General features: G+C 73.2%; 26 protein-coding genes. 10 read left to right on the forward strand and 16 right to left on the reverse strand.

Translation table 11 applies throughout. The annotated features are described in order from the left end of the window. Nucleotides 1–65: 65 nt before the first annotated feature. From cobM to cobT, 3 genes are read right to left on the reverse strand one after another with little or no spacing between them, the layout of a single operon-like run. Nucleotides 66–809 carry a precorrin-4 C(11)-methyltransferase gene (gene cobM / locus EV383_RS17255; protein WP_130290860.1) on the reverse strand — a complete coding sequence of 248 codons (744 nt, stop codon included), beginning with the start codon at nt 807–809 and terminating at the stop codon, nt 66–68. Further along, on the reverse strand, nt 806–2,020 hold the full coding sequence (gene cbiE, locus EV383_RS17260) for a precorrin-6y C5,15-methyltransferase (decarboxylating) subunit CbiE (RefSeq protein ID WP_130290861.1): 1,215 nt from the start codon (nt 2,018–2,020) through the stop codon (nt 806–808). The genes cobM and cbiE overlap by 4 nt, the downstream gene beginning before the upstream one ends. Next, nucleotides 2,013–3,815, reverse strand: a complete 1,803-nt coding sequence (gene cobT / locus EV383_RS17265; RefSeq protein WP_242623159.1) for a nicotinate-nucleotide--dimethylbenzimidazole phosphoribosyltransferase — start codon at nt 3,813–3,815, stop codon at nt 2,013–2,015. Before cobT ends, cbiE begins: the two co-directional genes overlap by 8 nt. A 154-nt stretch (nt 3,816–3,969) precedes the next feature. Between cobT and EV383_RS17270 the strand changes: the two genes are divergently transcribed. Then, nucleotides 3,970–4,365, forward strand: a complete 396-nt coding sequence (locus EV383_RS17270) for a YchJ family protein (protein ID WP_130290863.1) — start codon at nt 3,970–3,972, stop codon at nt 4,363–4,365. A gap of 55 nt (nt 4,366–4,420) precedes the next feature. On the opposite strand, the gene EV383_RS17275 is transcribed toward EV383_RS17270, so the two are convergent. From EV383_RS17275 to EV383_RS17305, 7 genes are all read right to left on the reverse strand, one after another. Further along, entirely contained in the window at nt 4,421–5,218 is a 798-nt protein-coding gene (locus EV383_RS17275; RefSeq protein ID WP_130290864.1) for an ABC transporter ATP-binding protein, read from the reverse strand. 38 nt (nt 5,219–5,256) lie between these two features. Next, nucleotides 5,257–6,312, reverse strand: a complete 1,056-nt coding sequence (locus EV383_RS17280; protein ID WP_207223561.1) for a FecCD family ABC transporter permease — start codon at nt 6,310–6,312, stop codon at nt 5,257–5,259. A gap of 12 nt (nt 6,313–6,324) precedes the next feature. Then, on the reverse strand, nt 6,325–7,320 hold the full coding sequence (locus EV383_RS17285) for a FecCD family ABC transporter permease (protein ID WP_130290866.1): 996 nt from the start codon (nt 7,318–7,320) through the stop codon (nt 6,325–6,327). A gap of 28 nt (nt 7,321–7,348) precedes the next feature. Beyond that, on the reverse strand, nt 7,349–8,212 hold the full coding sequence (locus tag EV383_RS17290) for an ABC transporter substrate-binding protein (protein WP_165438380.1): 864 nt from the start codon (nt 8,210–8,212) through the stop codon (nt 7,349–7,351). Between the two features lie 489 nt (nt 8,213–8,701). Then, nucleotides 8,702–10,042 (reverse strand): MFS transporter, encoded by a 1,341-nt coding sequence (locus tag EV383_RS17295; RefSeq protein ID WP_130290868.1) that lies wholly within the window; start codon nt 10,040–10,042, stop codon nt 8,702–8,704. A gap of 77 nt (nt 10,043–10,119) precedes the next feature. Then, nucleotides 10,120–11,340 carry an acyl-CoA dehydrogenase family protein gene (locus tag EV383_RS17300; protein WP_207223562.1) on the reverse strand — a complete coding sequence of 407 codons (1,221 nt, stop codon included), beginning with the start codon at nt 11,338–11,340 and terminating at the stop codon, nt 10,120–10,122. 37 nt (nt 11,341–11,377) lie between these two features. Then, the gene (locus tag EV383_RS17305; protein ID WP_165438381.1) at nt 11,378–12,838 is read right to left on the reverse strand and encodes a bifunctional type I 3-dehydroquinate dehydratase/shikimate dehydrogenase; all 1,461 of its coding nucleotides are present in this window, start codon (nt 12,836–12,838) and stop codon (nt 11,378–11,380) included. 515 nt (nt 12,839–13,353) lie between these two features. Between EV383_RS17305 and EV383_RS17310 the strand changes: the two genes are divergently transcribed. Then, the gene (locus EV383_RS17310) at nt 13,354–13,923 is read left to right on the forward strand and encodes a Chromate resistance protein ChrB (protein WP_207223563.1); all 570 of its coding nucleotides are present in this window, start codon (nt 13,354–13,356) and stop codon (nt 13,921–13,923) included. Between the two features lie 17 nt (nt 13,924–13,940). Here EV383_RS17310 and EV383_RS17315 read toward each other — a convergent pair whose 3' ends face one another. Next, nucleotides 13,941–14,141, reverse strand: coding sequence for a hypothetical protein (locus EV383_RS17315; RefSeq protein ID WP_130290870.1), 201 nt, complete (start codon nt 14,139–14,141; stop codon nt 13,941–13,943). Between the two features lie 100 nt (nt 14,142–14,241). Between EV383_RS17315 and EV383_RS17320 the strand changes: the two genes are divergently transcribed. Both EV383_RS17320 and EV383_RS17325 read left to right on the forward strand, forming a co-directional pair. Beyond that, nucleotides 14,242–15,075 (forward strand): hydroxypyruvate isomerase family protein, encoded by an 834-nt coding sequence (locus EV383_RS17320; RefSeq protein WP_341273738.1) that lies wholly within the window; start codon nt 14,242–14,244, stop codon nt 15,073–15,075. Nucleotides 15,076–15,184: 109 nt separating this feature from the next. After that, nucleotides 15,185–16,360 (forward strand): CaiB/BaiF CoA transferase family protein, encoded by a 1,176-nt coding sequence (locus tag EV383_RS17325; RefSeq protein WP_242623160.1) that lies wholly within the window; start codon nt 15,185–15,187, stop codon nt 16,358–16,360. A gap of 48 nt (nt 16,361–16,408) precedes the next feature. Here EV383_RS17325 and EV383_RS17330 read toward each other — a convergent pair whose 3' ends face one another. Next, entirely contained in the window at nt 16,409–17,569 is a 1,161-nt protein-coding gene (locus tag EV383_RS17330; RefSeq protein ID WP_130290873.1) for an acyltransferase family protein, read from the reverse strand. Next, nucleotides 17,566–18,198 (reverse strand): TetR/AcrR family transcriptional regulator, encoded by a 633-nt coding sequence (locus tag EV383_RS17335; RefSeq protein WP_130290874.1) that lies wholly within the window; start codon nt 18,196–18,198, stop codon nt 17,566–17,568. The genes EV383_RS17330 and EV383_RS17335 overlap by 4 nt, the downstream gene beginning before the upstream one ends. Nucleotides 18,199–18,338: 140 nt before the next feature. Between EV383_RS17335 and EV383_RS17340 the strand changes: the two genes are divergently transcribed. The 3 genes from EV383_RS17340 to EV383_RS17350 all read left to right on the forward strand — a co-directional run bounded on the left by EV383_RS17340 (nt 18,339) and on the right by EV383_RS17350 (nt 20,930). Continuing rightward, entirely contained in the window at nt 18,339–18,926 is a 588-nt protein-coding gene (locus EV383_RS17340) for an O-methyltransferase (RefSeq protein ID WP_130290875.1), read from the forward strand. Nucleotides 18,927–19,026: 100 nt separating this feature from the next. Continuing rightward, on the forward strand, nt 19,027–20,415 hold the full coding sequence (locus EV383_RS17345; protein WP_130290876.1) for a sugar porter family MFS transporter: 1,389 nt from the start codon (nt 19,027–19,029) through the stop codon (nt 20,413–20,415). Nucleotides 20,416–20,501: 86 nt separating this feature from the next. Further along, nucleotides 20,502–20,930 (forward strand): DoxX family protein, encoded by a 429-nt coding sequence (locus EV383_RS17350; protein WP_130290877.1) that lies wholly within the window; start codon nt 20,502–20,504, stop codon nt 20,928–20,930. Nucleotides 20,931–21,041: 111 nt separating this feature from the next. On the opposite strand, the gene EV383_RS17355 is transcribed toward EV383_RS17350, so the two are convergent. Next, nucleotides 21,042–23,312: a molybdopterin-dependent oxidoreductase gene (locus EV383_RS17355; protein WP_130290878.1), complete on the reverse strand. Its 2,271-nt coding sequence runs from the start codon at nt 23,310–23,312 to the stop codon at nt 21,042–21,044. A gap of 206 nt (nt 23,313–23,518) precedes the next feature. Between EV383_RS17355 and EV383_RS17360 the strand changes: the two genes are divergently transcribed. From EV383_RS17360 to EV383_RS17370, 3 genes are read left to right on the forward strand one after another with little or no spacing between them, the layout of a single operon-like run. Further along, entirely contained in the window at nt 23,519–24,031 is a 513-nt protein-coding gene (locus EV383_RS17360) for a mycothiol transferase (protein WP_130290879.1), read from the forward strand. After that, entirely contained in the window at nt 24,028–24,876 is an 849-nt protein-coding gene (locus EV383_RS17365) for an alpha/beta fold hydrolase (protein ID WP_130290880.1), read from the forward strand. The genes EV383_RS17360 and EV383_RS17365 overlap by 4 nt, the downstream gene beginning before the upstream one ends. Nucleotides 24,877–24,880: 4 nt before the next feature. Then, complete coding sequence (locus EV383_RS17370; RefSeq protein ID WP_130290881.1) at nt 24,881–25,846, forward strand: NAD(P)-dependent oxidoreductase; 966 nt, start codon at nt 24,881–24,883, stop codon at nt 25,844–25,846. 3 nt (nt 25,847–25,849) lie between these two features. Here the strand turns inward: EV383_RS17370 and crcB (EV383_RS17375) are convergent, their stop codons facing one another. Both crcB (EV383_RS17375) and crcB (EV383_RS17380) read right to left on the reverse strand, forming a co-directional pair. Further along, a complete protein-coding gene (gene crcB, locus EV383_RS17375) occupies nt 25,850–26,215 on the reverse strand; it encodes a fluoride efflux transporter CrcB (RefSeq protein WP_130290882.1) in 366 nt (121 codons plus the stop codon). Further along, nucleotides 26,212–26,637 carry a fluoride efflux transporter CrcB gene (gene crcB, locus EV383_RS17380; protein WP_130290883.1) on the reverse strand — a complete coding sequence of 142 codons (426 nt, stop codon included), beginning with the start codon at nt 26,635–26,637 and terminating at the stop codon, nt 26,212–26,214. Before crcB (EV383_RS17380) ends, crcB (EV383_RS17375) begins: the two co-directional genes overlap by 4 nt. Nucleotides 26,638–26,643 lie beyond the last annotated feature (6 nt).

The raw sequence follows: 26,643 nt of genomic DNA on the forward strand, positions 1-26,643 counted from the left end.
CTGCTCCAGCGAGCGGCACTGTCGTCGTCAAGGTTCGGACGAGCGTGCCGGTCGCTGATGCCGGGTCAGGTGCGGCAGCGGGTGGACGAGTACAGGTGGCTGTCCGGGAAGTGCCGGGCGGCCAGGGCCTCGCCGACGATGATCACGGCGGTGCGTTCGATGCCGGACTCCCGGACCGCGGCGGGCATCGTGTCCAGCGTCCCGCGCAGGACGATCTCGTGGGCCCGGCTGGCGTGGGCGACGACCGCGGCCGGGCAGTCCGGGCCGTAGGCGGGGCGGAGCGCGTCGACGACCTCGGCGATCCGGTGCACGGCCAGGTGCAGGACCACCGTGCCGCCGGAGAGGCCCAGTTCCGCGAGGTTCTCGTGATCCGGCATCGGGGTGGCGCGGGCCGCGATCCGGGTCAGCGTCACGGTCTGGGCGACGGTCGGCACGGTGAGCTCGCGGCCCAGTGCGGCGGCCGCGGCGGCGTAGGCGGGGACGCCGGGGCACACGTCGTACGGGACGCCCTCGGCCTCCAGACGCCGGATCTGCTCGGCCATCGCGGAGAACACCGACGGGTCGCCCGACGCCAGGCGCGCGACGTCGAGGCCGTGCCGGTGGGCCCGGACCATCTCGGCGACGATCTCGTCGAGCGTCATCAGCGCGGTGTCGATCGTCCGCGCGTCTGCGGGTGCGATCTCCAGCATCTCCGGCGGGACGAGGCTGCCGGCGTAGAGGCACACCGGGGACGCCGCGATGAGGTCGCGTCCGCGCAGCGTGAGCAGGTCCACCGCCCCCGGCCCGGCCCCGATGAAGTGCACCGTCACTGCGTCGTCCTCTCCACGTTCCAGATCGTCACCGGCATCGACGCCCGCCAGCCGTGGTACCGGCCCACGGGCTCGGCCCGGCTGACCTGCAGCCGCACCAGGTGCCCGCCGTAGCGCTCGTGCGCGCCGGCGAGCAGTGCCTCGGTCTGCACGGTGACCGCGTTCGCGACCAGCCGTCCGCCGTGCTCCAGGGCGTCCCAGCAGGTCTCGAGAACGCCGTCGCCGGTCAGGCCTCCCCCGACGAAGATCGCGTCCGGCCGGCGGAGCCCTCGCAACGCCTCCGGCGCCGTCCCGGTGACGACGCGGAGCTCCGGCACACCGAGCGCCGCCGCGTTGGCCATGATCCGCTCGGCACGGTCGGCACGCGACTCGACCGCGACCGCCCGGCACGTCCGGTGCGCCCGCATCCATTCGATGCCGACACTGCCCGCCCCGCCGCCGACGTCCCACAGCACCTCACCCGGCCGTGGCGCGAGGTGGGCCAGGGTGACGGCGCGGACCTCGCGCTTGGTGAGCTGCCCGTCGCTGTCGTAGGCGTCGTCGGGCAGCCCGGGCGTCTCCCCCAGCAGGCGCGCGCCGGGGTCGGCGACGCAGTCGAGTGCGACGACGTTGAGGGCGTCCGAGGTGCCGTCCCAGGTCGCGGCGGTGCCGGTGACCACGCGTTCTCCGGACTCGCCGAGCCGCTCCAGGACGGTCATCGTGCTGCGGCCGAACCCGTGCGCCGCGACCAGTTCCCCGATGGCGGCCGGCGATCCGGCCCCGGCGCTGAGCACCAGGATCCGGGCCCGCGGCGCGAGCGAGCGGGCCAGCCGTGCGAGCGGGCGGCCCACGACGCTGACCAGCTCGACGTTCTCGACGGCCCAGCCGAGCCGGGCGCACGCCAGGCTGATCGACGACGGGTGCGGCAGCACGCGCAGCCGTTCCGCCCCGGCGACGCGGGCCAGGGTGGTGCCGATCCCGAAGAACATCGGGTCCCCGCTGGCCAGCACCGCGACGCGCCGCCCGGCGAGCTCGTCGAGGATCCCGGGCAGGGCCGGGACCAGCGGTGACGGCCAGGCGCGGCGGGTCCCGGTGACGGAGGCGTCGAGCAGGTCGAGCTGCCGCGGGCCGCCGAGGACCACCTCGGCGGCGCGCAGGGCGTCGCGGGACGGCCCGGCCAGACCGGCCCAGCCGTCGGCCCCGATCCCGACGACGGTGACGGGCTCATCCACCGGCCGCGCCCGCCCCGTCCGCGTCTCCGCCGGTCTTTTCCGTCACCCCGGCGCTGTCGAACGTCGCGACGTCGGCCAGCGCGCGGGCGGCGCCCTGCAGGATCGGCAGCGACAGCAGCGCGCCGGTCCCCTCCCCGAGGCGCATCCCCATGTCCAGCAACGGCTCCAGGCCGAGGTGCTCCGACGCCGTCGCGCTGCCGGGCTCCACCGAGCGGTGCCCGGCCACGCAGTAGCCGACGGCGTCCGGCGCGAACGCGGCCGCCACCAGCGCGGCCGCACCGGCGCTGACGCCGTCGAGCAGGACCGGCACCCGCAGCGCGGCGGCCCCGAGGACGAGCCCGGCCAGTCCGGCGTGCTCCAGGCCGCCGACCGCGGCGAGCGCACCCAGCGGATCGGCCGGGTCGGGGTGGTGCAGCTCCAGCGCGCGGCGCACGACGTCGGTCTTGCGGGCGAGCGTCTCGTCGTCGATGCCGGTGCCGCGACCGGTGACGGTCTCCGGGGCGGCGCCGGTGAACACGCTGATCAGGGCGGCGGCCGCGGTCGTGTTCGCGATGCCCATGTCGCCGGTGATCAGGGCGCGGTTGCCGCCCGCGACCAGGTCCCGCGCCACCTCGATCCCGGCCTCGACGGCCGCGCGGGCCTGCTCGCGGGTCATCGCCGGGCCCTGCGTCATGTCGGCGGTGCCGGCGGCGACCTTGCGTGGCAGCAATCCAGGCACAGCGAGAGGAGCCCCGGCGGAACGAGCATCGGCAGGGTCCAGCGTGCCGAGCACCCCGACGTCGACGACGCAGACCTCGGCGCCGAGCTGGCGGGCGAACGCGTTGACCACCGCTCCGCCGTCGAGGAAGTTCGCCACCATCTGCGCGGTGACCTCCTGCGGCCACGGGGTGACGCCCTGGGCGTGCACGCCGTGGTCGGCGGCGAACACCGCGACCGCGGCCGGCTCCGGGACCGGCGGCGGGCAGGCCGCGGAGATCCCGGCGAGGGTCACCGCGACGTCCTCGACGCGCCCGAGCGAGCCGCGCGGCTTCGTCATCCGGTCCAGGCGGTCGCGGGCCGCGGCGCGGGACTCCCCGTCGACCGGCGTGATCGCGGCGACGGTCTCGGCGAGCAGGTCCATCGGTTCCTCTCCCGGCAGCCCGCGCTGCCCGTAGCGTTCCTGGTGCACGGCCCAGCCCAGCGGACGTCGCCGCGCCCATCCGGCCCCGGCGAGCTCGGGCTCGTCGGGGAACTCCCGGACGTGCCCGACGCACAGGTAGGCGACGACCTCCAGGTGCGACGGCAGGTCGAGCAGCCGGCCGAGCTCGCGCAGCCCGTCGTCGCCGAAGAAGCTGACCCAGCCGACGCCGAGACCCTCCGCCCGCGCGGCCAGCCACATGTTCTGCACGGCCAGCGCGGCGGAGTGGGTGCCCATCTCCGGACGCCCGTGCCGGCCGAGGGTGTGCCGTCCGCCGCGGGTGGTGTCGGCGGTGACGACGACGTTGAGCGGGGTGTCGAGGATCGCCTCGACCTTGATCGAACGCAGGGCCCGGGCCCGGGCGGTCGGCAGCGACGCGGCGTAGGCCTCCCGGTGCCGCGCGACGAGGGCGTGCACCTGCTCGCGGACGACGCGGTCGCGCACGACGACGAAGTCCCACGGCTGGGAGAACCCGACGCTCGGGGCGGCGTGTGCGGCGGCGAGGACGCGGGTCAGCGCGGCGTCGTCGACGGCGACGTCGGGCAGGAAGCCGGTGCGGACGTCGCGGCGGGCGTGCAGCACGTCGTAGAACCCGTCCAGCGGACCTGCGTGCACCACTCGCCCCTCCCCCGGATCCGTGACCGCCGGACCCGCGCCGGAGAACGGCGGTGACTCGACCTCGACCGGGACTGACTCGACCACAGCCGATCGCGGGGGGTCAACCGGCCGCGCGGTCGCGGCGGGCGAGGTCACACCGGGCATACTCGCCCCGATGCCTCCCCGCCCCTGCCCCTGCAGTCTGCCCGAGCCGTTCGAGGCCTGCTGCGGGCGCTACCTCGGCCCGGACGGCGCCGCACCGCCCACCGCGGAGGCGCTGATGCGGTCGCGGTTCACCGCGTTCGCCCGCGGCGACGTCGAGCACCTGCTGCGCACCTGGCACCCCGACACCCGCCCGCGCAGGCTCGAGCCGGACCCGGCCCGGCGCTGGGTGCGCCTGGAGATCCTGGACCGCTCCGGCGGGACGATGTTCGAACGCGAGGGGATCGTCGAGTTCCGGGCGCACCACCGCGACGGCTCCGGATCGGGCAGCCAGCAGGAGCGCAGCCGGTTCGTCCGTGAGAAGGGCCGCTGGCTCTACCTCGACGGCGTTCCCGGACGTCTGCCCTAGTAAGGGCCCGCAGCGTCGGGCGGCGGCCGAGTCGTCCTCCGGGGCGTCGCCGGGTTCAGTCCTCGGCATCCCTGAGCAGTCGGTAGGGCAGACATTGGGGGCTGCCGGTCCGCGGGTCGTGGACGATGTCGGCCTCGACGCCGAAGACGTCCCTGATCACGCGCGAGGTCACGACCTCGTGGGGCGGTCCGGCGGTGTGGACCTCGCCCGCGCAGAGGGCGATCATGTGGTGCGAGTAGCGCGCGGCACTGTTGAGGTCGTGCAGCACCATGACCGAGGTCTGTTCCTCCTCGCGGTTCAGCCGGGCGAGCAGTTCGAGCACCTCGAGCTGGTGGGCCATGTCGAGAAACGTGGTGGGCTCGTCCAGCAACAGCGTGTCGGTCTCCTGCGCCAGGGCCATGGAGATCCAGGCACGTTGGCGCTGCCCACCGGACAACGTGTTTAACGACCGGTCGGCGAACCCGTCCACGCCGGTGATCTCCAGTGCGCGGGTGACGGCCCGCTCGTCGGACTTCGACCACTGCCGCAGGAAGCTCTGGTGCGGGTAACGACCCTGTGCGGCCAGTTCGCGGACGGTCAGTCCCTCCGGGGCCCGCGGGTCCTGGGGCAGCACACCCAGTCTCTTCGCGACGTCGCGGGTCGCGAGGTCGGCGATGGCCTCGCCGTCGAGATAGACGGCGCCGGTCCGGGGCTTCAGCAGGCGGGCCATCGCACGCAGCAGCGTGGACTTCCCGCAGCCGTTCGGACCGACGATCGAGGTGATCCGGCCCCGGGGCACCTCCACCGAGAGATCGGCCAGGACGGTGGTGTCGTCGTAGGCGAGTCCGATCCGCTCGGTCCTGAGCTTGCTCACAGCTCCCGCGTCCTCTCGATGATCATGGATGGCGAACTCTAGGTTCTCCTGCTCCGGTAGAGCAGGTAGATGAAGAAGGGCGCGCCGAGGATCGCGGTGACGATCCCGGCCGGGATCTCCACCTGCGGGAGGACGGCTCGCCCGACGAGGTCGGCGCCGACGACGATCGCCGCTCCCGTCGCCGCGGCCACCGGGATGAGGCGGCCGTGCGACGAGCCGACCATCTGGCGGGCGATGTGCGGAGCCATCAGTGCGACGAAGCCGATCGTCCCGGCGGTGGCCACCGCGGTCCCGGCGAGCGCGACGCTCGTGAGCAGGAGCAGTGCACGCGTCCTGCGGACCGGCACCCCGATGACGTGTGCGACGTCGTCGCCGAGGTTCAGTGCGTTGAGGCGCCGGGCGAGGAACAACGACAGCGGGAGGAAGACCAGCAACCACGGCAGGAACGCGTACAGGTCGTCCCAGCCCCGGCCGTAGACGCTCCCGGTGAGCCAGATCAGGGCGAGGGAGACCTGCTGCACCTCACCGAAGGTGATCATGAAGGTGGTGCCGGCGCCGGCGATCGCGCCGAGCCCGATACCGACGAGCACGAGCCTGACCGGCGAGCCGTCCCCCCGCCACGCCAGCACGTACAGCAACGCGGCCACGGCGAAGGCACCGCCCAGAGCCGCCGGCTGCAGATATGCCGCCGACGCCGACGGCACGGCCACGATCAGGCTCACCGCCGCCAGCGACGCCCCGGCGTTGACACCGACGATGTCGGGCGCGGCGAGTGCGTTGCGCGTGAGTCCCTGCAGGATCGCGCCGCTCACGGCCAGTGCGGCCCCCACCGCCACGGCGACCAGCGCACGGGGCAGGCGGAGGGTGTTGACGACGAAGGCCTGACCGGTGTCGTCCCCGAGGCCGAGCACCGTGCGCAGGACCGCCGGCGGCGGCACCGGGTAGGAGCCGTAGGCGACGTTGAGCACCACGCCGGCGAACACGACCAGGCACAGCACGCCGAAGATCACGATCGCGCGCAGGCTCAGCTTCACCGAGACCGGTCCGGCTCGGAGCGTGGCCTCACCGGTGGCCGGGCGGGAGAGGAGGGACATCAGGCGACCCATCTACTGTCGTACCCGGGAACGCGCCAGCCAGATGAAGAACGGCGCGCCGATGAGGGCGGTGGTCACGCCGACCGGGATCTCCTGCGGCCGCAGCGCGACACGCGAGACGATGTCGGCAGCCAGGAGCACGATCCCTCCGACGACGGCGGAGTAGGGCAGGATCCAGCGGTAGTCCAGGCCGACGACGAAGCGCACGGCGTGCGGCACGACGAGCCCGATGAAACCCACCGGACCCGCGACGGCGACGGCGCTGCCCGCCAGCAGCACCACCGCGAGCGCGGCGAGGGACTTCGTCCACCCGGTCCTCTGCCCCAGACCGGTGGCCACGTCGTCACCGAGCATCAGTGCCGTGATCCGACGGCTCAGCGCCAGCGCGAGCAGGAGTCCGGCGCAGGCGTACGGCGCGATCTGGTGCAGTAGCTCCAGGTCGCGGCCGAGCAGCGACCCGGCCAGCCAGAACCGGATCGTGTCCAGGGTCTGCTGGCTCAGGATCAGCATCGCCGTCGTGAACGACGACAGGAGCGCCGCCACCGCCGCCCCGACGATGGCCAGACGCATCGGCCCCATCTCCCCGCGCCCCACCGAACCGATCCCGTACACCAGGGCGGCCGCGACGGCCGCTCCGGCGAAGGCGACGAGGGCGTAGGTCGACGACGGCGTCCCGAACACGAACACCCCGGTCACCACGGCGAACGCCGCTCCGGCGTTGATCCCGAGGATGCCCGGATCCGCCAACGGGTTGCGCGTGAGCCCCTGCATGATCGCACCGGCCACGGCCAGGCAGGCTCCTACCAGCACCGCGCCGAGTGCCCTCGGGACCCGGATCGTGCGGATGACCAGGTCGTCGCGCGAGCCGTCGTAGTCGACGAAGGCTCGCACGACGTCCGTCACCCCGATCCGGATCGTCCCGAAGTTCACGCTGGCCAGCAGTGCCACGGCCAGTACCGCCGAACACACCACCAGCCCGAGGAGCAGCGCGTACCGCGATCGCAACATGGGGAGGAACCTGCCTGATCCGGGTCGGTCAGTTCGCCGGAGCCCCGCTGGTCGCCGGAGCCCCGCTGGTCGCCGGAGCCGCGCCGTACATCTTCGCGGGGACCTGCTCCGCGACCAGCTCCATCGAGACCAGGCCGCGCGAACGCGTCCACAGTGCGCGGTCGACGGGGTAGACGGTGCCGGCCCGCACGGCTCGCAGGTTCTGCCAGACCGGCGATGCGACCCAGTCGTTCGTCGTGGTCTTCGCGTCGGTCATCACGAACAGGACGTCCGGGTCGATCTCGGCCAGGCCCTCCAGTCCGATCGAGGCGGCGTCGGAGTCGGCGGGGAACGTCGCCCCTTCCGGTGCGTAGGGAATCCCCACCCGCTCCAGGATGTCGGGCACGTAGGACCCCTTCCCCAGGACCTGGAGGGTTCCGCGTTCGCGGGGGATGATGGCCAGGGCCTCACGCTTGTCGCCCGGGGGGACCGTCTTGGCCAGCTCGTCGAGCCGTCCGTTGATGCGGGCGATCTCCGTGTTCGCCGCGTCGGTCCGGCCCAGGGCGTCCGCGACCTTCCGGGCCACGTCCAGGGTCCCCTGGTAGCCGGAGTACCGGGCGGTGAACACGACCGTGGGGGCGATCGCACTGAGCTGGTCGTAGATCGCCGCGTGCCGATCGTTGTCGGCGATGATCAGATCGGGCTCGAGGCTCGCGATCTTCTCCAGGTCGGGCTCCGCCCGGGTCCCGACCGACCGGTAGTCGCCCAGCTTCTCCCGCACCTGCGGGATCAGGTTCTCCGGATCTCCGTCGTCGACCACACCGACCGGGCGCACGCCCAGTGCGGCCAGCATGTCCACGTAGGGGAACTCGAGCGCGACGACGCGCTGCGGCCTGCCGGCCACCGTCGTCACGCCCTTGTCGTGCGTGACCGATCGGGTGGCCCCGGCCGCATCGCCTCCGCCTCCGCCTCCGCCTCCGCCTCCGCCTCCGCCGCCGCCGCCGCCGCACGCGGCGATCAGCAGGACGACGGCCGCCAGTAAGGAGACCGTTCCGAGCCCACGTCCCCCGCGGTTTCCCATTCGACTACTCATCGTTGAGCGAACTCCGTTCTGGACAGGATTGTCGACGTCGTCGTCCGGTGCCGAGCCGGTCCGTGAGGACGGAGCAGATCTGCGACCGGTGAGCACCGTGTCGAGCATTCGATTCTGTGACCCGACGACGCCCATGCTTTTCGGGCGATACGGAACGACCGCGGTGCGGCTCGTTGTGATCTGTGCCTGGAGCCGATCTTCGCTGATGCGATCGCAATGGGGCAATACCGTTCCGAGACGGCTTTCCGTTCACCGGGGGGCGCCCGATCCCCCCGGGTCGCTCGATACCCGCCGGGGCGCCGCACCCGGTCACGCCCGTCCGCGCCGTGGCCGGTCCGGCCTGGTCAGGTACACCGCTACGACCACCACCGCGGGCAACAGGCACAGGGCCAGCAGCGTCGGCCGGTACGAGCTCGACCATTCCCTGCCCAGGGCGAGGAGGAGGGGCCCCAGCGCGGAGGCGCCGATGATCGCCGCGTGCACGGTGCCCCGCAGGGTGGCGAGGTGAGCGGTTCCGAAACCCTCGTCGAACACGACTCCCTTGAGGGTGCGGATCCCGCCGGTGCAGGCTCCGAGCGCCAGGCCGTAGACGACGGCGGTCCAGCCCGGGCGCAGCCATCCGGCACCGATGGTGGTGAGGGCGAGGACGACCATGACGGCGACGATCAGTGTGCGGTCGCCGACGTGGTCGGCCAGCCAGCCGAACAGGAAGCTGACGAGCAGCCCGGCGACCAGCTGCGGAACGAAGTTGGCCGCCGCCTCGGCGACGCTCAGGCCACGCTCCCCCAGTACGGACACCTGGTGGAACATCAGGCCGGTGGTGACCAGGCTGCACACCCCGGTTCCCGCGATGACGACCCAGAAGACCGAGGTCCGTCCGGCTTCCCGCAGGGTCCGGTCGGCAGCCGGTCCGCCGGCTCCGGCGGACGCCCCCGGGTCCGGCCCACCGTGCGTCGCGTCCCCGGGCGGGCCCGTCCCCGTCCCGACGTCCGTCCCGATGTCCGTCCTGCCGTCGACGCCGGTGCGCACCCGTCGTGGCAGGACCAGCAGAGCGGCCGGCACCGTCAGCGCGAGAACGACCCACCCCTGCAGCTGCCACACCGTGCGCCACCCGAGCTCGCTGATCAGGTGCTCGAGCCCCAGCGGAGCCAGCGAGATCACGGAGGTGCCCACCGCCGTGACGACGCCGATCGCGAGTCCCCTGCGCCGGTGCACGTAGACCGCGACGGCGGTGGTGGCCGCGAGGCTCAGGGCGCCCTGGCCGCCGATGCGGATGCCCACGAAGGCCGCGGTCAGCCCGACGATCTCGGTGACGGTGCCGGCCACCAGCAGGACCACCCCGAAGCAGCCTCCGATGACGGCCATGACGCGGCGGGGCCCGTGGCGGTCGAGCATCCGTCCCAGCCAGGGCATCGCGAACGCCCCGGCCAGCGAGCCGATCGCGTAGGCCGTGGCCACCGACCACCGGGACACCTCGAGGGAGGTGATCAGCGGGTCGACGAACACCGAGACCGCCGCGGTCTGGCCCGGTGCGGTCAGGGCGAGGGCCACCGACGCCGAGCCGATCACGCGCCCGCGGTAGCCACGGGGGCTGTTGCGGGGTTCGTATCGCGTCCCTGCCGGGTCCGGCCGGTCGGAAGCGATCGACACGGGGCCTCCTGTCGGGGTCGACGTGCGGCTGTGCCGGGCACGCGCGGTGTTCGATCGGGCGGGGGACGGCGGGACGGTCAGGGCTTGAAGAACGAGGAGTCGTGGGTGTGTCCGAGCGCCGCCCGGCCGATCGTCGCCAGGACGTGGTCGTCGTTGTCGTGGCGCGCGTAGAAGGTCAGGTCGCGCAGGATCCGCTCCACGGGGCTGGGCCGGACGAGGCTGCGGGCCCCACAGGCGCGGACACAGTGGTCCACGGTCTCCAGCGCGAGGTGCTCGACGAGGTGGCGGGCGCGGTTGCCGGCGCTGTGGGCCTCACGCCGTTGCCCGCTGTCCCAGAGCCGGGCGACGTGGGCCAGCCAGAGGTGCGCGGTGTCGATGTTGACCTGCATGCTCCCGACGCGCTGCTGGACGTAGGGGTCCGCGGTCTTGTCCTGCCGGAGCAGGTACTCGAGCGCGTAGTCGAAGGCGCCTTCGGCGGCGCCGAGGAAGCTGGCCGCGTAGTGCGGGGTGAAGGCGCTCTGCCAGCCCTGGCGCAGGTAGGCACCCGGTTCGCCGATCACGTCCTCCTCGGAGAGGAAGGTCCGGTCGAACGTCACCACGTGGCTGGCGGTGGCGCGCATGCCGATCGGGTCCCACCACGACTCGTCGACGGTGATCGAGGGGTCGGAGAGGTCGCACGCCAGCAGGAGCAGTCCCTCGGCCGGGCCGTCCGCGTGCCGGGCGCCGCCCGGCCCGGCGGTGTTGACCAGGAGGATGGCCCGGTCGGCGCCGGTCGCGCTGGTGGCGAAGGCCTTGGTGCCCTGCAGGACCCATCCCCCGTCGGCCGCGGTGATGCTCGTGCCGAACGCGGTGCGCTCGCCCGGCTTGCGCGCCTGCGGCTCACCGCTCCACGCGACCCACTTCTCCCCGCCGTGCACGATGCCCTCGAACCAGCGGGCCCGCTGCCGTTCGGAGGCCAGCGCGTCGATGAGCACGACCGAGTTGGTGTGTCCCTCCCAGCACCGGCCGAGGGACAGGTCGGCCTTGGCCAGCTCCGTGGTCATCAGCCACAGCGGCAGCGTGTCGCCGTGGAGCGGGCCGAGCCCCAGACCCCCGTACCCGACGGGAACGCTGGCCGCGTTCAGGCCGGCAGCCGCCAGGTCGTCGAAGTCCTCGCTCGGGAACGCCGCCGCACGGTCGTAGGCGTCCGCTCGTCGGGCGCAGGCCTCGGCGACGTCGCCGACGCGTGCGAGCAGTTCCCGGTGCCGGGGCGCGAGGGTCTGCAGCCACATCGTCTCCGGGGTGGCGTCGATGCTCACTCGGTGATCCCTTCCAGTCGTCGGTGATGCAGGTCTGTCAGTGGGAGAGGACGTCGCCGCCCCGCAGCGTCCGCCCGGCCTGCAGCAGCGCACGGGTCTGCTCGGTCGGGATGTGCCGTCCGGTCATGAGGTGGAACTGGCACCCGGCGTCGGCGAGGAGCACGTCCCAGCCGTCGACGACGGCGAGTCCGCGTTCGCGGGCCTCGCTGCTGACCGCGGTCTCGGTGGGGGCGTAGACCATGTCCACGACGACGGCGTCGTCGGGCAGCTCGACCGGCCGGAAGGGTGCCCGATCGGTCATCGGCGTCGCGTGTACGAGGAGCGAGTATCCGTCCGCGCGGAACTCGTCGAGGGGAACGAACTCGAGCCCGAGCCTCGCGGCGACCGACCGGCCGCGGTGGCGGTCGCGGTTGACCAGCACCGGCTCGGCGCCGCACCCGGCGAGCGCGAGGGCGGCGGCGCGGCCGGCACCGCCGCAGCCGATCACCGCGGCCCTGCGGCCGGAGACCGGCTCGTCGACACCGGCCAGCGCCCTCCTGATCGCGGGGCTGTTGGACGTGTCGGCCCGCCAGGAGCTCCCCTGCCGCACGAGCGAGTTCGCGGCCCCGCACCCACGTGCCGCCGGACTCGCCGTGCCGGCCCTGGCCAGGGCCGCCTCCTTGTGCGGGGACACCACGGTGGCCGCGCGCATCGGGATGCCGAGTGCGGTCAGGCCCGACTCCGCGACCTCGTCCCAGAAGGCCCCGAAGTCCTCCACCTGGAACGGCAGGTAGAGAGCGGGGATGCCGAGTGCGCGGTAGCCGGCGTTGTGCGCGCGCGGCGACTTCGACGCCAGGACCGAGCGACCGACGATGCCGTTCACGGTGTCCAGCGGTCGCAGCCGGGGAAACCCGTAGTCACCCAGCAGCTGGTCGACGGTGGGCACGTCGGGGTCCCCGCCGTCCAGCCCGCCGAACACCACGGGTGCACCGAGCCAGGGGGCCAGCAGGCGGCTCCAGACCCCGGCCGCCCCGGTGCCGAACGCCGTCACGTCGCACCGTCCGAGGTCGTGGAGGAACCGCAGCGGCGCCAACGCCTGCTCGGCCCGCGACACGGCGCTGGTGAGCAGGTAGAGCGCGGCTCCCGTGGCGGCCATGGAGCCGAACCGCCGGTGGAGCGTGCCGTGATCGGCGGCGGCTCCGTGCCAGGAGATGCGTCGCCGGTGCGCCGGTATCCGGGTGAGCAGCTCCGGGACCAGGTCGTGGTCGTCTTCCAGGTCGACCATGTCGTAGCGCTCGGCCGCGGCGAGCAGGCGGGCGTGCCGCACGTGCGCCGGGCCCTCGAACCGGCCACCGCGGTCACGGCTGCGCAGGCAGTACACGACACGGCCGCCGAAACGGCGCCGCAGCCGGGCCGGGTCGATCTCCCCCAGGAGATCCGCCCGGACCTCGACCAGATCCACCTCGTCCCGCAGCGCGTCCAGTTCGGTGCCGGAGTCGGAGAGCGGGGTGCTGAGCACGGCGGTGACGGCGGCGCAGCCCTGTTGCCTGTCCGAACTACCGACACGTATCACAGTCGTCTCCCGGTCGTGGATGGTGCGGAATCGGGCCGAGGCATGCGTCAGCGCGCCCGGAACAGGCTGAAACGAATGACGAATCGTCGACAGGCACTGCCGTGTCGATCCCGTCATCTTTCTGCCGGCGAGACGCTAATCGACATATCCGTATCCCTCGATCTCCGGAGGACGAACGGAGGTCGATCCGTGATCACCGGGCGGCCCCGGTAAACGGGCTGGGATTCGCTACCGCGTCATCACCGATGACCGAACAGGCGGGCCGGACGCACTGATCTCCACCGGTCATCCGTCATTTCTCACCGTGGTTAGTTCTGGTGCGTCACATCGCACGCGTTTTTGCTCTCACGGTGCATCCATTCGACCCGGGAGCAGCAGCCGGGCTGCTCGGGGACGGGCGCCCCGTGACGTCGGTGGTCGACGTCGGTGGTCGATGACGTGACCGCTCACGGGGTGGCAGGGTGCAGCAGGTGATCAACCACGCCTCCGACGACGAGACCTCACCCTCGGCCTGGCTGCTGCTCGTCTACCGGGTCCCGCGCGAGCCGAGCCGGTTGCGCGCGGGTGTGTGGCGGAGGTTGAAGAGCATCGGCGCGGTCTACCTGCAGAACTCGGTCGCGGTGCTGCCCGAGCCGACGGTCCACGAGCGTGCGCTCCGCTCGCTGCGCAAGGACATCACCGAGCTGGGCGGCACGGCCCACCTGATGCGGTGCGAGGCCCTGGCCGGCGAGGGTGAGGTCGTCGCGACCTACAACGCCGCACGCGACGAGGAGTACGAGGAGATCCTCGACCGCTGCCGTGGGTTCCGGGCCGAGATCGACAAGGAGGCCGCCGCCGAGAAGTTCACCTACGCCGAACTGGAGGAGAACGACGAGGACCTCACGAAGCTCCGGGGCTGGTTCGACAAGGTCCGCCTCCGGGACTCGCTCGGGGCCCGCCGACGGCCCGCGGCCGAGGAGGCGCTGCAGAACTGCGTCGCAGCGCTCGATACGTTCGCCGAGAAGGTCTACCTGGCCCAGGACGGCCGTTGAGGTCGATCCCTGGCCGGCTATGTGCCGTGCCGGTCGGGGGGCGGCAGGGCCCCGTAGAGGCGCCATCCGGTCGCGCTGGGCTCCCAGTGCAGGTAGGGGCTCGGGTCCGGGTCGAGGCGGGTCAGGTTCTCCCACATCACGTCGTGTGCCCGGCGCATGTCCGCGATCTCGCGGCGGAGGCGGCGGAGGATCCGGGCGACGGTGCTGTCCTGTGCCATGGGGAGATCGTGCCGAGCCGGCCCACCGGCAGGAACAGGCAGGAAGGACGCCCTTCGACAACTTCCTGCCACGGGGATGCGAACCGGCAGAATGCCGCGCGTGACCGGCGACGCTGACCCGTACGGAACCGCCGCCCACCGCTGGGCGGCCAACTGCTCGATGCTGTTCACCGAGGTCCCGCTCCTGGCGCGGCCCGCGGCGGCGCGCGCGGCCGGCTTCGACGCCGTCGAGTTCTGGTGGCCGTTCGCGCACTCGGTCCCGGCCGACGCCGCCGTCGAGGCGTTCGTCTCCGCCGTCACCGACGCGGGCGTCGCGCTGGTCGGGCTGAACCTCCCGGCCGGGGACATGGCCGCCGGGGACCGCGGGCTGATCTCGGTGCCCGGCCGCGAGGCCGAGCTCGCCGACGGCCTCGCCGTCGCCGCGAGCATCGGCGCACGCCTGCGCGTGCACGGCTGCAACGCTCTGTACGGCAACCGGATCGACGGCGTCGACCCGGCCGAGCAGGACGAGCTGGCCGTGGCCAACCTGACCCGCATCGCCGAGACACTGGCGGTCATCGGCGCCCGCGCCTGGCTGGAGCCGCTCAGCGGCGTGCCCACCTATCCCCTGCGCACCGCGACCGACGCCCTCGACGTCGCCGACCGGGTCGCCGCCGCCGGGGCGCCCGAGCCGTTGCTGCTGGCCGACCTCTTCCATCTCACCGCGAACGGCGACGACGTCGCGGGCGTGCTGGACGCCTTCGGCGACCGGATCGGCCACGTCCAGGTCGCCGACCACCCCGGCCGCCACCAGCCCGGGACCGGCGCGATCCCGTTCGCCGAGCACCTGGACTCCCTGCGCCGTCACGGCTACGACGGCTGGATCGCCGCCGAGTACGCCCCCGAGGGCGACACCGCGACGAGCCTGGCCTGGCTCCCCCGGGAGAGCGGCTGACGCCGCCCGTGCGCGGATGTCGCTGCCAGGGCGACGACATCCCACTCACGAGGCACCGGGCGGTGATCGCAAGCGCCGTATCCGGATCTCCCGGGCTAGCGTCTGGGGCGTGCAGAACGACTCCCCCGCGGCCGGTCTCGGCGACGCCCCGAACGGCGGCCCGCTCGACGGCGTCCTCGTCGCCGACTTCTCCCGCGTCCTGGCCGGTCCCTACGCGACGATGGTCCTCGCCGACCTCGGCGCCACCGTGATCAAGGTCGAGAGCCCCAGTGGCGACGACACCCGCACCTGGCGCCCGCCCGTCCTCGACGACGTCGCCACGTACTACCTGTCGATCAACCGCAACAAGCGCTCGATCGTCCTGGACCTCGCCGACGACGGCGACCGCGACGTCGCACAGAAGCTGGCGGCCCGCGCCGACGTCCTGATCGAGAACATGAAGCCCGGCGGCATGACGAAGTTCGGGCTCGACCACGGCACGGTCTCCGCGGGCAACCCCGGCGTCGTCTACTGCTCGATCAGCGGGTTCGGCACCCGCGGGGGCGCACACCTGCCCGGCTACGACCTGCTGGCCCAGGCCACGTCCGGGCTGATGAGCCTGACCGGTGACGCCGACGGCAAGCCGTTCCGGGTCGGCGCCGCGATGTTCGACGTCCTCACCGGCCTGCACGCCGCGGTCGCCGTCACCGCCGCTCTGCGCCACCGCGACGCCACCGGCGAGGGCCAGCTGCTGGAGACGAACCTGCTCTCGACGGCGATGTCGTGCCTGGTCAACCAGACCGAGGCGTTCGTCGCGGCCGGGGTCGTGCCGTCCCGGATGGGCAACGCGCACCCCAGCGTCTTCCCCTACGAGCCGATGCCGACCGGCGACGGCGAGCTGATCGTCATCGCCGCCAACGACGGCCAGTTCCGCAAGCTGTGCACCGTGCTCGGCGACCCCGCCATGGCCGAGGACCCGCGCTTCGCCACGATGGGCGGGCGGTTGGAGAACCGCACCGAGATCCGGGAACGGCTGCTGGCCCGTCTCGCGACCCGCAGCGCGAAGGAGTGGTTCGACGCCATCACCGCCGCCGGCGTTCCGTGCGGGCCGATCAACTCGATCGACCAGGGCGTCGCGCTGGCCGAGGAGCTCGGGCTGGAACCGGTCGTGCGGGCGGGTGACGACGCCGCGATCCCGACCGTCCGCAACCCCGTCGAGTACTCCGGCACGCCGCCGACCTACCGGCGCTCGCCCCCGACGCTCGGCGCCGACTCCGACGAGGTCCGGGCCTGGCTCGCGGGCTGAGCGCGCGTGTCGGCCGGGCGGACCCCTCGTCCCGCCCGGCCGGGGGGCTCAGAACACCCGGGCGACGCCGGGGATCCGGCGCAGCGCCCAGGCCAGTGACCACGTGACGGCCGCTCCGGCGAGCAGCAGGACGAACGCCTTCACCACGGCCGGCGCGTCGAGGCCGGCGAGCGCGACACCGAGCCACACGAGCACCGGCGCGTGCAGGACGTAGACGGCGAACGCCTGTGCGGACAGGAACCGCGGGACCCGCCCGGACCGGTCGAGCACTGTCCGGAACAGCACCAGCACGATCGTCATCGCGCTCGCGGCGACCAGCGAGCCCGACACCGAGGTCACCAGCGACTCGGGTGTCCCTCCGCCTGCGGCCGCCGGCCCGATCACGACCACCCCGGCCAGCGTCACCCCCAGCGCGACCACCAGGACCGGGACGCAGGCCCAGGCGGTCCGGACCCGCAGCGTCTGCAGCCACTGCCTCCGCGCCGCCAGGACGCCGAGCGTGAAGGCCGCGGCGTACTGCGGCAGGTACGACGGCGACGGCAGCCCCACCGCAGCCCAGTAGGTACCGTCCGGCGTCCCGATCCGCCACACCCAGGTCACGACCCCGAGCGCGAGACCGAGTCCGAGGACCACCAGCACGCCCGGAGTGCGGCCCGGCCGGTCCGCCACGTCCCGCCGGCCGCGCAGTGCGCGCACGGTCGCGTAGACCAGCGAGAACACGAGCAGCACGGCGACGAACCAGAGCGGGCCCGGGTCGGGGAAGGCGACCAGGTAGGCCGGGAAGCTCATCTCCGCCGCGCTCGGCGACGCCGCGTAGCCCGGATAGCGGAAGACCGGTGCGAGCACCACGAGGAACACCAGGAACGGCACCCCGAGCCGCAACAGCCGTCCACGGACGAACCCGGCGACCCCGTGCCGGTCCACCCCGTCCGGCACGAAGAAGCCCGAGATCAGGAAGAACAGCCCCATGAACCACATCTGGTTCGTGCCGACCAGGGCGTCGAGAGCGATCGCGCTGCCGTCACGGGGCGGCTCGTGGTAAGGCCACAGCGGGATGTGGGAGTAGGTCACCGCGGCGTGGTGGGCCAGGACGAGCACGGTCAGCCCGACCCGGACGTTGTCCAGCCAGGCCAGTCGACCGGCCGTGGAGGCCGGCCGAGCCCCGGACTCGGGTGCGGTCGCGGACGGTCGTGGTGCGGTGGTGGTCATGCGGATCCCCCCGGATTCCGTACGGCGGCGACGACGAGGTCGGCCAGCTGCTCGGCGTGGGCCATCAGGTCCGACCCCGGGTGCGCGACCCAGTAGCCGAACATCGCGTCGAGCGAGGCCTGCAGCGTCACGGCCATCACCCGGTGGTCGAACTCGCGCAGCACGCCCTCGGACCGTCCGAGGGCGTACATGTGCTCGTACCCCTGGTAGAGCACCTCGTTGTCGGCGACGCCGTACCGGAGCGAGCCGTCCTTGCGGCGCAGGTGCGTGACGATCTCCCCGACGGCCAGCATCTCGTCGCGATGGGTGAGCCCCTCGTGCGCGACGGCGAGGACGTGCTCGCGGATCATCTCCAGCGGGGCGAGCCCCTCCAGCTTGGGTACGACCCGCTCCGCGATGCCGGTGTAGATCCCCTCCACGCACGCCTCCATCAGCTCCTCCTTGCCGGAGAAGTGGTAGGAGATGACGCCCTTGGAGACGCCCGCCGTACGCGCGATCGCGGCCAGTGACGCCGCCCCGAACCCCTGCTCGGCGACGGTGTCGATCGCCGCGGCGACGATCTGCCGACGCCGCGCCTGCTCGATGAACGACGGCTCTTTCCGGCCGCCTGGCTCATTTTCTGACCGCATGGCCAGAAAACTATCTGCTTGGCCAGATCACCGTCAATCCGATGGCCGCGGCGGCGCCGGGGTGGCGCCGGAGCCGGCCTCCCGCCAAGGTCCCTGGAACGTGTGGTGTCCCGGCACCGCGGAGTACCAGGGAGGGGCCCATGGACGAGACCGTGACCGCGGTGATCGACGACGTCGTCGCGCGGGCGGCGGCGCACGACGCGGACGAGCCCGACCGCCTGCGGCGGTGGCGCGTCCTGGAACCCGACGCCGGACGTCTGCTCTGGTTCCTCGTGCAGTCGTCCGGAGCGCGCGACGTCGTCGAGATCGGCACCTCGCACGGGGTGTCCACGCTCTGGCTCGCCGATGCCGTCCGCAGCACCGGCGGGCACCTGAGCAGCGTCGACGCCGACCCGGACGTCCAGGACGCCGCCCTGGCCAACCTCGTCCGGGCCGGCCTGGACGCCCACGTCACGTTCGGCACCGGCGACGGCGGCGCGGCCCTGGCCGGGCTGGACGAACAGAGCGTCGACCTGCTGTTCCTCGACGCCGAGCGGACCGAGTACCCGGGCTGGTGGCCGCACCCCGTGCGGGTGCTGCGCCCGGGCGGGGTCCTCGTCGTCGACAACGCCTTCTCGCACGCCGACGAGGTCGCCCCGCTGGCGGCGCTGATCGACGAGCACCCCGGGCTGACCTCGACGACCGTCGCCGTCGGCAAGGGCGAGCTGCTGGCGCTGCGCAGCCGCTGACCCGTCCGGCGGCACACCGAGTTGCCGGGTGCAACGGTCGGGCAGAGGATCACCCCCACCGGGGCCGGCACGGCAGCGGTGGGACACAGCGGGGGGCGACATGGCGGGCACCGACGCGCCGGCACGCGGGCGCAACATCTGGATCTGGTTCTTCGGAGCCCTCGGCGGGATCCTCTGGGGGTACGACACCGGCGTCATCTCCGGTGCCCTGCTCTACATCCCGGACGACATCCCGCTCTCACCGCTGGTCCAGGGCATGGTCGTGTCCGGGCTGCTGGTGGGGGCGATGCTCGGCGCGGGCCTGTCCGGCCGCCTCGCCGACACCCTGGGACGGCGGCTGCTGATCTTCGCCGGCGGCATCGTGTTCATCGTCGGCACGCTCGGGTCGGCCCTCGCGGTCAACGCCGAGCTGCTCGTCGGGTTCCGGTTCGTGATGGGCATCGGCGTCGGGATCATCTCGGTGGTCGTCCCGATGTACCTCTCCGAGCTCGCGCCCAAGGAGATCCGCGGACGGCTGACGTCGCTGATGCAGCTGCTCGTCACCGTCGGCATCTTCCTGGCCTACGTCACCGACTTCGCCTTCGCCGACGCCCGCGCCTGGCGCTGGATGATCGGCATCGGCGTCATCCCCGCGGTGGTGCTCGCGATCGGGATCTACACCCAGCCGGAGAGCCCCCGTTGGCTGGCCGGGCACAAGTCCGGCGGCGAGGCCGACGCGAAGAAGATCCTGGTCAAGCTGCGCGGCAGCGAGGAGGCCGCCCGCTCCGAGCTGGCCGAGATCCACGAGAGCGTCCGCTCGGAGGCCGAGAACACCGAGAAGGTGAAGCTCGGGGCGCTGACCCGCGGACGCCTGCGGCCGATCTTCGTCGTCGGCATGCTGCTGGTGTTCTTCCAGAACTTCGTCGGGATCAACACGATCATCTACTACGCCCCGACGCTGCTCACCAACGTCGGCTTCGGCGACAAGAACGCGATCCTGGCCAACGTCGGGATCGGCGCCGTCAACATGCTGATGACGATCCCCGGCATGTTCCTGATCGACAAGGCCGGGCGCCGTCCGCTGCTGCGCTGGGGTGCACTCGGCATGTGCGCGGCGATGATCCTGCTGACGGTCACCAACCTGGTCGGCCTGACCCAGGGCCCGGTCCTGCTCGGGCTCACCCTGGCCGGGATCATCGTCTACATCGCGTCGTTCTCGATCTCGTGGGGACCGGTGCAGTGGGTGCTGCTGCCGGAGCTGTTCCCGCTGCGGGTCCGCGCCGGTGCGGTCGGCATCTGCGTGACGTTCAACTGGCTGTTCAACATGATCGTCGCGCTGCTGTTCCCGAGCCTGCTCGACATCTTCGGAGCGGGCTACAACTTCCTGTTCTTCGCGATCATGACGGCCCTGGCCTACCTGTTCGCGACGAAGCTGTTGCCGGAGACGAAGGGCCGCAGCCTGGAGGAGATCGAGCGCGACCTCACCGGTCCCGCTCCCGCCACCCGCTGAGGTTTCTCCCGTCGCGGCCGATGAGTTTCCCGGTTGCGGTGCGTCTCCCCTGCAGACGCAGAAGCATCCGAGCACCGGGAGACACCATGACCGCCATCGCCGCCACCTCGTCCACCACCGCCGGCCGCCGTCCGGGCCGCACCGCCTCGGTCGCCCTGTGGGTCGGCCAGGTCCTCGTCGCCGCGGCGCTGCTGTTCGCGAGCATCCCCAAGGTCACGCTCGACCCGATGGCCGTGGAGGGCTTCGCCGCCATCGGGTTCAGCCCGACCGGGACGCTGGTCATCGGCCTGCTCGAGATCGCCGGCGCGATCGGCCTCCTGGTCCCGCGCCTGACCGGGCTCGCGGCCCTCTGCACCGTGGCGCTGATGATCGGTGCGGTGACCGTCACCGTCGTCTTCATGGGTGCCGCCCTGGCGGTCCTGCCCGCCGTCATCGGCGTCATCGCCGCCCTGGTCGCCTACGGCCGCCGGCACTCCACGGTCCAGCTCGCCGCGTGGGTCCGCACCCGCCGCTGACCACGTCCTGTCCAGCGCACCTCGCACAGGAAACGGTGTCCTCGCACAGGTTCCAACCTGTGCGACGACACCGTTCTGTGTGCGAAGTGGCGCCCGCCGGAGGGGCGGCGGTCAGACGGGGCTCAGCGGCGGGGGCTCGTGGGCCCGGACGGTCGGTGCGGTGTGCGGGCAGCGCTCCAGCTCGACAGCGCTGAGCTGGCCGCTGCAGCCCTGCGAGAGTCGTGACGTCCCGGCGTCGCGGGTCAGGACGTTCGGGTTGCCGTGCCGGCAGGTGCCGTCGGGCTCGGGGTCCCACCAGGCGCCGGTCGGCAGCTGGACGACGCCGGCGCGGACCTCGTCGGTGACCCGGGCCTGGGCCAGGGCGGCGCCGCGGTCGTTGTGCAGGCGGACCACGTCGCCGTCGGCGATCCCGCGGGCCGCCGCGTCGACGGGGTGCACCCGCACGATCTCCTGACCGCCCGCGCCCTTGGCCCCGGCGCTGTGCGCGCCGAAGTCCAGCTGCGAGTGCAGGCGGGTCGCGGGCTGGTTCGCCACCATCCACAACGGGTGCCGTGCGTCGGGCCGCTCGATGGGCTCCAGCCAGGCGGGATGGCCGGGGCAGTCGTCGTAGCCGAACCCGGCGATCGTCGACGAGCCCACCTCGACCTTCCCGGAGGGGGTCGCCAGCGGGTGTCCGACGGGATCCGCGCGGAACTTCGCGAGCACTCCCCCGTCGTCCGGTCCGGACGGGAGCTCCAGCTCGCCGGCCTCCCAGAACTCGTCGAAGTCCGGGGCGGGGTGACCGCGGTCGGCCAGCGCCTTCTGCGTGCGCAGGTACAGGTGCTCCAGCCACTCCCGCGTCGTCCGCCCGTGTGTGAACGCGTCCCCGTGCCCGAGCCGCCCGGCCAGCGCGGAGAGGATCTCGTAGTCGTCGCGGGCCTGACCGCGTGGCGGGCTGAGCGGCTTCATCGCGACCAGGAGCGGGTCCGAACCGGACGCGCCGATGTCCTCGCGCTCCAGCGTCGTCGTCGACGGCAGCACGACGTCGGCGTGTCGCGCCGTCGCCGTCCAGACGGGGTCGTGCACGACGAACGTGTCCAGCCGGGCCACCGCGCGGCGCAGCCGGTTGAGGTCCTGGTGGTGGTGGAACGGGTTGCCGCCCAACCAGTACGCGAGCCGCACGTGCGGGTAGACGCGGTGCTCGCCGTTGTACTCGTAGGCCTCGCCGGGGTGCAGCAGCATGTCGGCGACCCGGGCGACCGGGATGAACTCGCCGACCGGGTTCGGGGTGCGGGTCATCGTCGGGACCGGGACGGCGTTGCGCACGCGCCCGTAGTGGCCGAGCGACCCGAGCCCGTAGCAGAACCCGCCACCGGGCAGGCCGACCTGCCCGAGCACCGCGGCCAGCGCAGCGCCGGCCCACACCGGCTGCTCGCCGTGCTCGGAGCGCTGCAGCGACTGGGCGACCGTGACCAGGGTGCGTCCGGTGCCGATCCGCCCGGCCAGCTCGCGGATCGTCGCCGCGTCGATGCCGGTGATCCCGGCCGCCCAGTCGGCGTCCTTGACCGGGCCGGCGAACAGGTACCGCTCCAGCTCCGGCCAGCCGACGCAGTGCGTGCGGAGGAACTCCCGGTCGTGGCCGCCGGCGGCGACGACCGTGTGCATCAGGGCCAGCATCAGCGCGGTGTCGGTGCCGGGCTCGATCGGCAGCCACTGTGCGTCGACCTCGTCGGGCAGGTCCGGGCGCAACGGGCTGACGAGCACGAACCGTGCCCCCCGGGCCTTCGCCGCGCCCATCGCGCCGCGCTCGACGTGCCGGCTGACCCCGCCCGCGGCGACGGTGGAGTTCTTCAGCGCCATCCCCCCGAACGCGAGAACGGTGTCGGTGTGCGCGGCGACGGAGTCCCAGCTCACGGCGTAGCGGGTGACGGCGTCGAACCCGCCGAGGACGTGCGGGATCAGCACCTCCGCCGCACCACCGGAGTAGGTGTTGACCGAGCGGGTGTAGCCGCCGGTGACGGCCAGGAACCGGTGCAGCTGCCCCTGCGCGTGGTGGAACCGCCCCGCGCTGGCCCAGCCGTAGGAACCGCCGTAGACCGCGGCGTCGCCGTGGGTCTCCCGGACGCGGGTCAGCTCGGCGGCCAGCCGGTCGAGCAGCTCGTCCCAGCCGACCTCGAGGTAGTCGTCGTGCCCGCGCCGGTCGTCGGGTCCGGGGCCGTCCTCCCACCACCCGCGCCGCACCGACGGGGCCGCGACCCGCGCGGGGTGCGTCAGCGCGGCCGGGATGTTGCCCAGCACCGGCGACGGGTCCGGGTCGCCCGGATGCGGACGGACCTGCAGGTCGCCGTCGTCCCACCGGGCGCGGAACACACCCCAGTGCGAGCTGTGGGTCAGGTCCGTCACGGGGCTCCCTTCCTCGTCACCGCGGTCCGGAGGTTCGGTCCGGGGGATCCACGGTAGTTCGCCGTCGCCGCTCCGGGCAGTGACCTGCGCCGCCCCACTGCGGGAGGAGGTCCGGCGATCATGGCGGGCTGCCGCTGTCGGGGTCCGGATCTAGGGTGGCCCCGGGGCCGCCGCACGCGGGTGTGGCGCCGAGGGAGGGAGCACCGATGACGACTGCGGCAGAGCTGCTGGCCGACGCGTTCGGCCGGATCCGTGAGGACGTGACGTCGGCCGTCGAGGGCCTCGACGAGGCGACCCTGGCCCGCCGCCCGGACGGGGCCGACGGTCCGGGCAACTCGATCGCCTGGACGGTCTGGCACCTCAGCCGGGTGCAGGACGACCACCTGGCCGAGGCGTTCGGCACCGAGCAGGTGTGGCCGACCGGCTGGGCCGCCCGCTTCGGGCTCCCGTTCACCGACGACGCCACCGGCTACGGTCACACCTCCACCGAGGTCGACGCCGTCCGCGTCGAGGGTGTGTTGCTGATCCAGTACCACGACGCCGTCACCGAGCAGACCCTGCGACTGCTCGACGGCGTCACCGACGACGAGCTGGACCGGATCCTGCCGCCCACCTGGGGCGAGGGCGTCAGCCTGGGCGCCCGGCTGGTCAGCGTCGTCGGCGACGACATGCAGCACATCGGGCAGGCCGCCTACCTGCGCGGACTGTTCGGGGCATGAGGGCACGCACCGACGACGGCGTCGAGCTGCACTGGGAGTCCCACGGCGAGGGCGAGCCGTTGCTGCTGCTCCACGAGTTCGGCGGCGACCACCGCTCCTGGCGCCCGCAGGTCGCGCACTTCTCCCGTCGCTACCGCTGCCTGGTCTACGACGCCCGCGGCTACCCGTCCTCGGACGTCCCGACCGACCCGGACGCCTACTCGCAGGAGCGCGCCGTCGCCGACGCCCTGTGCGTGCTCGACGCCGCCGGGGAGAGCTCCGCGCACGTCGTCGGGAACTCGATGGGCGGGTTCGCCACGCTGCACCTGGGACTGCGCCACCCGGACCGCACTCGGTCGCTGGTGGTCGCGGGATGCGGGTACGGCGCGCACCCGGACCAGGACGCGGCGTTCCGGGCGGAGTCGCGGGAGCTGTCCCGGCGCTACGCCGACGAGGGATCCGCCGCCGTCGCGGCCGACTACGGCGCCGGGCCCGGACGTCTCTTCCTGAAGGACAAGGACCCGGCCGGCTACGCCGAGCACCTGGCGGTCCTGGCCGAGCACGACCCGACCGGCGCCGGGCTGACCATGGCCGGTGTGCAGGCGTCGCGGCCGTCGCTCTACGACCTGCGCGACGACCTGGCGCGGATGGACGTCCCCACCCTGATCGTCGCCGGGGACGGGGACGACGGGATCCTCGACGTCGACGTCATGCTGCGCCGCACCCTCCCCCGCGCCGGACTCGCGGTGCTGCCGCGTTCCGGGCACCTGACCAACCTCGAGGAGCCGGCGCTGTTCAACGCCCTCGTCGAGCAGTTCCACGCCCAGGTCGCCGCCGGGCGCTGGGCCCGACCGAGCCAGGAGTAGGCCGTTGCGCGTCCTGTTCGCCGCCCGGGAGTTCAGCCGCGGGATCCCGTGGACCGGTCTGTCGGACCTGATCCCCGGCTGGGACATCGCCACCACCCGCCCGCGCCTGCTCGCCGACAGCCTGGACGGGGCGGACGTGCTGACCCCGTTCGGCGTGCCGATCAGCGCCGAGATCGTCGAGCGCGGCCGGTTCGGGCTGATCCAGCAGTACGGCGTCGGGGTGGAGAACATCGCCGTGGACACCGCGACCGAGGCCGGGGTGTGGGTGTGCCGGCTGCCGTCGCACCTGACGGCGAACGCGGAGAGCGTCGCGGAGCTCGCGGTGCTGCACGTCCTGGCCGGGATGCGCCGCCTCGACGAGGCCCGAGCCACGCTGCGCGAGCGCGACGGCTGGAACGGCCCGGCCGGGCGCTCGCTCCTCGGCGCGACGACAGCGGTGGTCGGCCTCGGCGCGATCGGCACCGCGGTCACCGCACGGCTGGCCGGGTTCGGCACCCGGCTCGTCGGCGTCCGGGCGCGGCCGGACAAGGGCGGGCCGCCCGAGGTCGAGCGGGTGACCGGTGCGGACACGCTGTACGAGGTGCTCGCCGAGGCCGACGTCGTGGTCTGCGCGGCGATGGGGAGCGAGGACACCCGGGGACTGTTCGACGCCGCCGCGTTCGCCGCCTGCAAGCCGGGCGCGGTGTTCGTCAACGTCGCCCGCGGGAGCGTCGTCGACGAGGACGCGCTGCTGGCCGCGCTGGAGTCCGGCCAGGTCGGGGCGGCCGGGCTCGACGTGCACGCCCGCGAGCCCGCCGACCCGTCGAGCCCCCTGCTGAGCCACCCGCGGGTGGTCGCCACCCCGCACGTCGGCGGGGTCACCACGACGATGTTCCGGCGCAGCGGGGAGCTCTTCGCCCAGAACCTGGAGCGCTGGGCGGCCGGCGAGGAGCCGTACTGGGCGGTGAACCGCCCACCGTCGCCGCGCTGACGTTCAGAGCAGCAGCCGCCCCAGGAGGAACCCCGCGACCGCCGCGACCAGACCGGCCACCACGCTGAGCAGCACGTACGCGAGCGCGACCCGCGCCTTCCCGCGCTCGGTGAGCGACAGCGTCTCGGAGGAGAACGTGCTGTAGGTGGTCAGCGCGCCGCAGAAACCGGTCCCGACGACGGCCTGGGTCACCGGCCCGAACACCGCGGCGGCCGCGACGACCACCCCCAGCACGAACGACCCGACGACGTTCACCGTGAACGTCCCCCACGGGAACGCCGTTCCGTGCCGCGACTGCACGGCCCGGTCGGTCAGGTACCGCAGCGGTGCGCCGACCGCGGCACCGAGCGCCACCCAGAGGACCGTCACGAGGCACGCACCAGCGACCGGGCCGCCGCGGCACCGGCCGCGACCGCGAGGACGGCGAGCACCGGCGTCGCCACGACGTAGCCGAGCGCGACCCAGGCCCGCCCGGCGTCGACGGCCTGCACCGCCTCGACGGCGTAGGTGGAGAACGTCGTGTACCCGCCGAGCACGCCGACCCCCAGCAGCGGCCGGACGAGCGGGTGCGGCGCGACCTTCTCGGTGATCACCACCATCAGCACACCCATCAGCAGGCAGCCGGACACGTTGATCACCAGGGTCGACCAGGGGAACCGGTCCGGGGTGTGCGGCCAGGCAAGGCCCAGCCCGTAGCGGGCCTCCGCGCCGATCACCCCGCCCAGTGCGATCACGCCCAGCAGGGCGGAGCGGCGGGGAGGGGCGTGCCCGCGACCTCGTTCCCCCTCCATCGGCGG

This window comes from Pseudonocardia sediminis (assembly GCF_004217185.1).
Classification (GTDB): Bacteria; Actinomycetota; Actinomycetes; order Mycobacteriales; family Pseudonocardiaceae; genus Pseudonocardia; species Pseudonocardia sediminis.

Bases quoted from the DNA above. Each gene is read 5' to 3' on its own strand.
- EV383_RS17285 (WP_130290866.1), bottom strand. From the start codon at position 7,320: ATGTTGCGATCGCGGTACGCGCTGCTCCTCGGGCTGGTGGTGTGTTCG.
- crcB (WP_130290883.1), bottom strand. From the start codon at position 26,637: ATGGAGGGGGAACGAGGTCGCGGGCACGCCCCTCCCCGCCGCTCCGCC.
- EV383_RS17345 (WP_130290876.1), top strand. From the start codon at position 19,027: ATGGCGGGCACCGACGCGCCGGCACGCGGGCGCAACATCTGGATCTGG.
- EV383_RS17365 (WP_130290880.1), top strand. From the start codon at position 24,028: ATGAGGGCACGCACCGACGACGGCGTCGAGCTGCACTGGGAGTCCCAC.
- EV383_RS17270 (WP_130290863.1), top strand. From the start codon at position 3,970: ATGCCTCCCCGCCCCTGCCCCTGCAGTCTGCCCGAGCCGTTCGAGGCC.
- EV383_RS17330 (WP_130290873.1), bottom strand. From the start codon at position 17,569: ATGACCACCACCGCACCACGACCGTCCGCGACCGCACCCGAGTCCGGG.
- EV383_RS17280 (WP_207223561.1), bottom strand. From the start codon at position 6,312: ATGTCCCTCCTCTCCCGCCCGGCCACCGGTGAGGCCACGCTCCGAGCC.
- EV383_RS17335 (WP_130290874.1), bottom strand. From the start codon at position 18,198: ATGCGGTCAGAAAATGAGCCAGGCGGCCGGAAAGAGCCGTCGTTCATC.
- EV383_RS17350 (WP_130290877.1), top strand. From the start codon at position 20,502: ATGACCGCCATCGCCGCCACCTCGTCCACCACCGCCGGCCGCCGTCCG.
- EV383_RS17315 (WP_130290870.1), bottom strand. From the start codon at position 14,141: ATGGCACAGGACAGCACCGTCGCCCGGATCCTCCGCCGCCTCCGCCGC.
- EV383_RS17360 (WP_130290879.1), top strand. From the start codon at position 23,519: ATGACGACTGCGGCAGAGCTGCTGGCCGACGCGTTCGGCCGGATCCGT.
- EV383_RS17340 (WP_130290875.1), top strand. From the start codon at position 18,339: ATGGACGAGACCGTGACCGCGGTGATCGACGACGTCGTCGCGCGGGCG.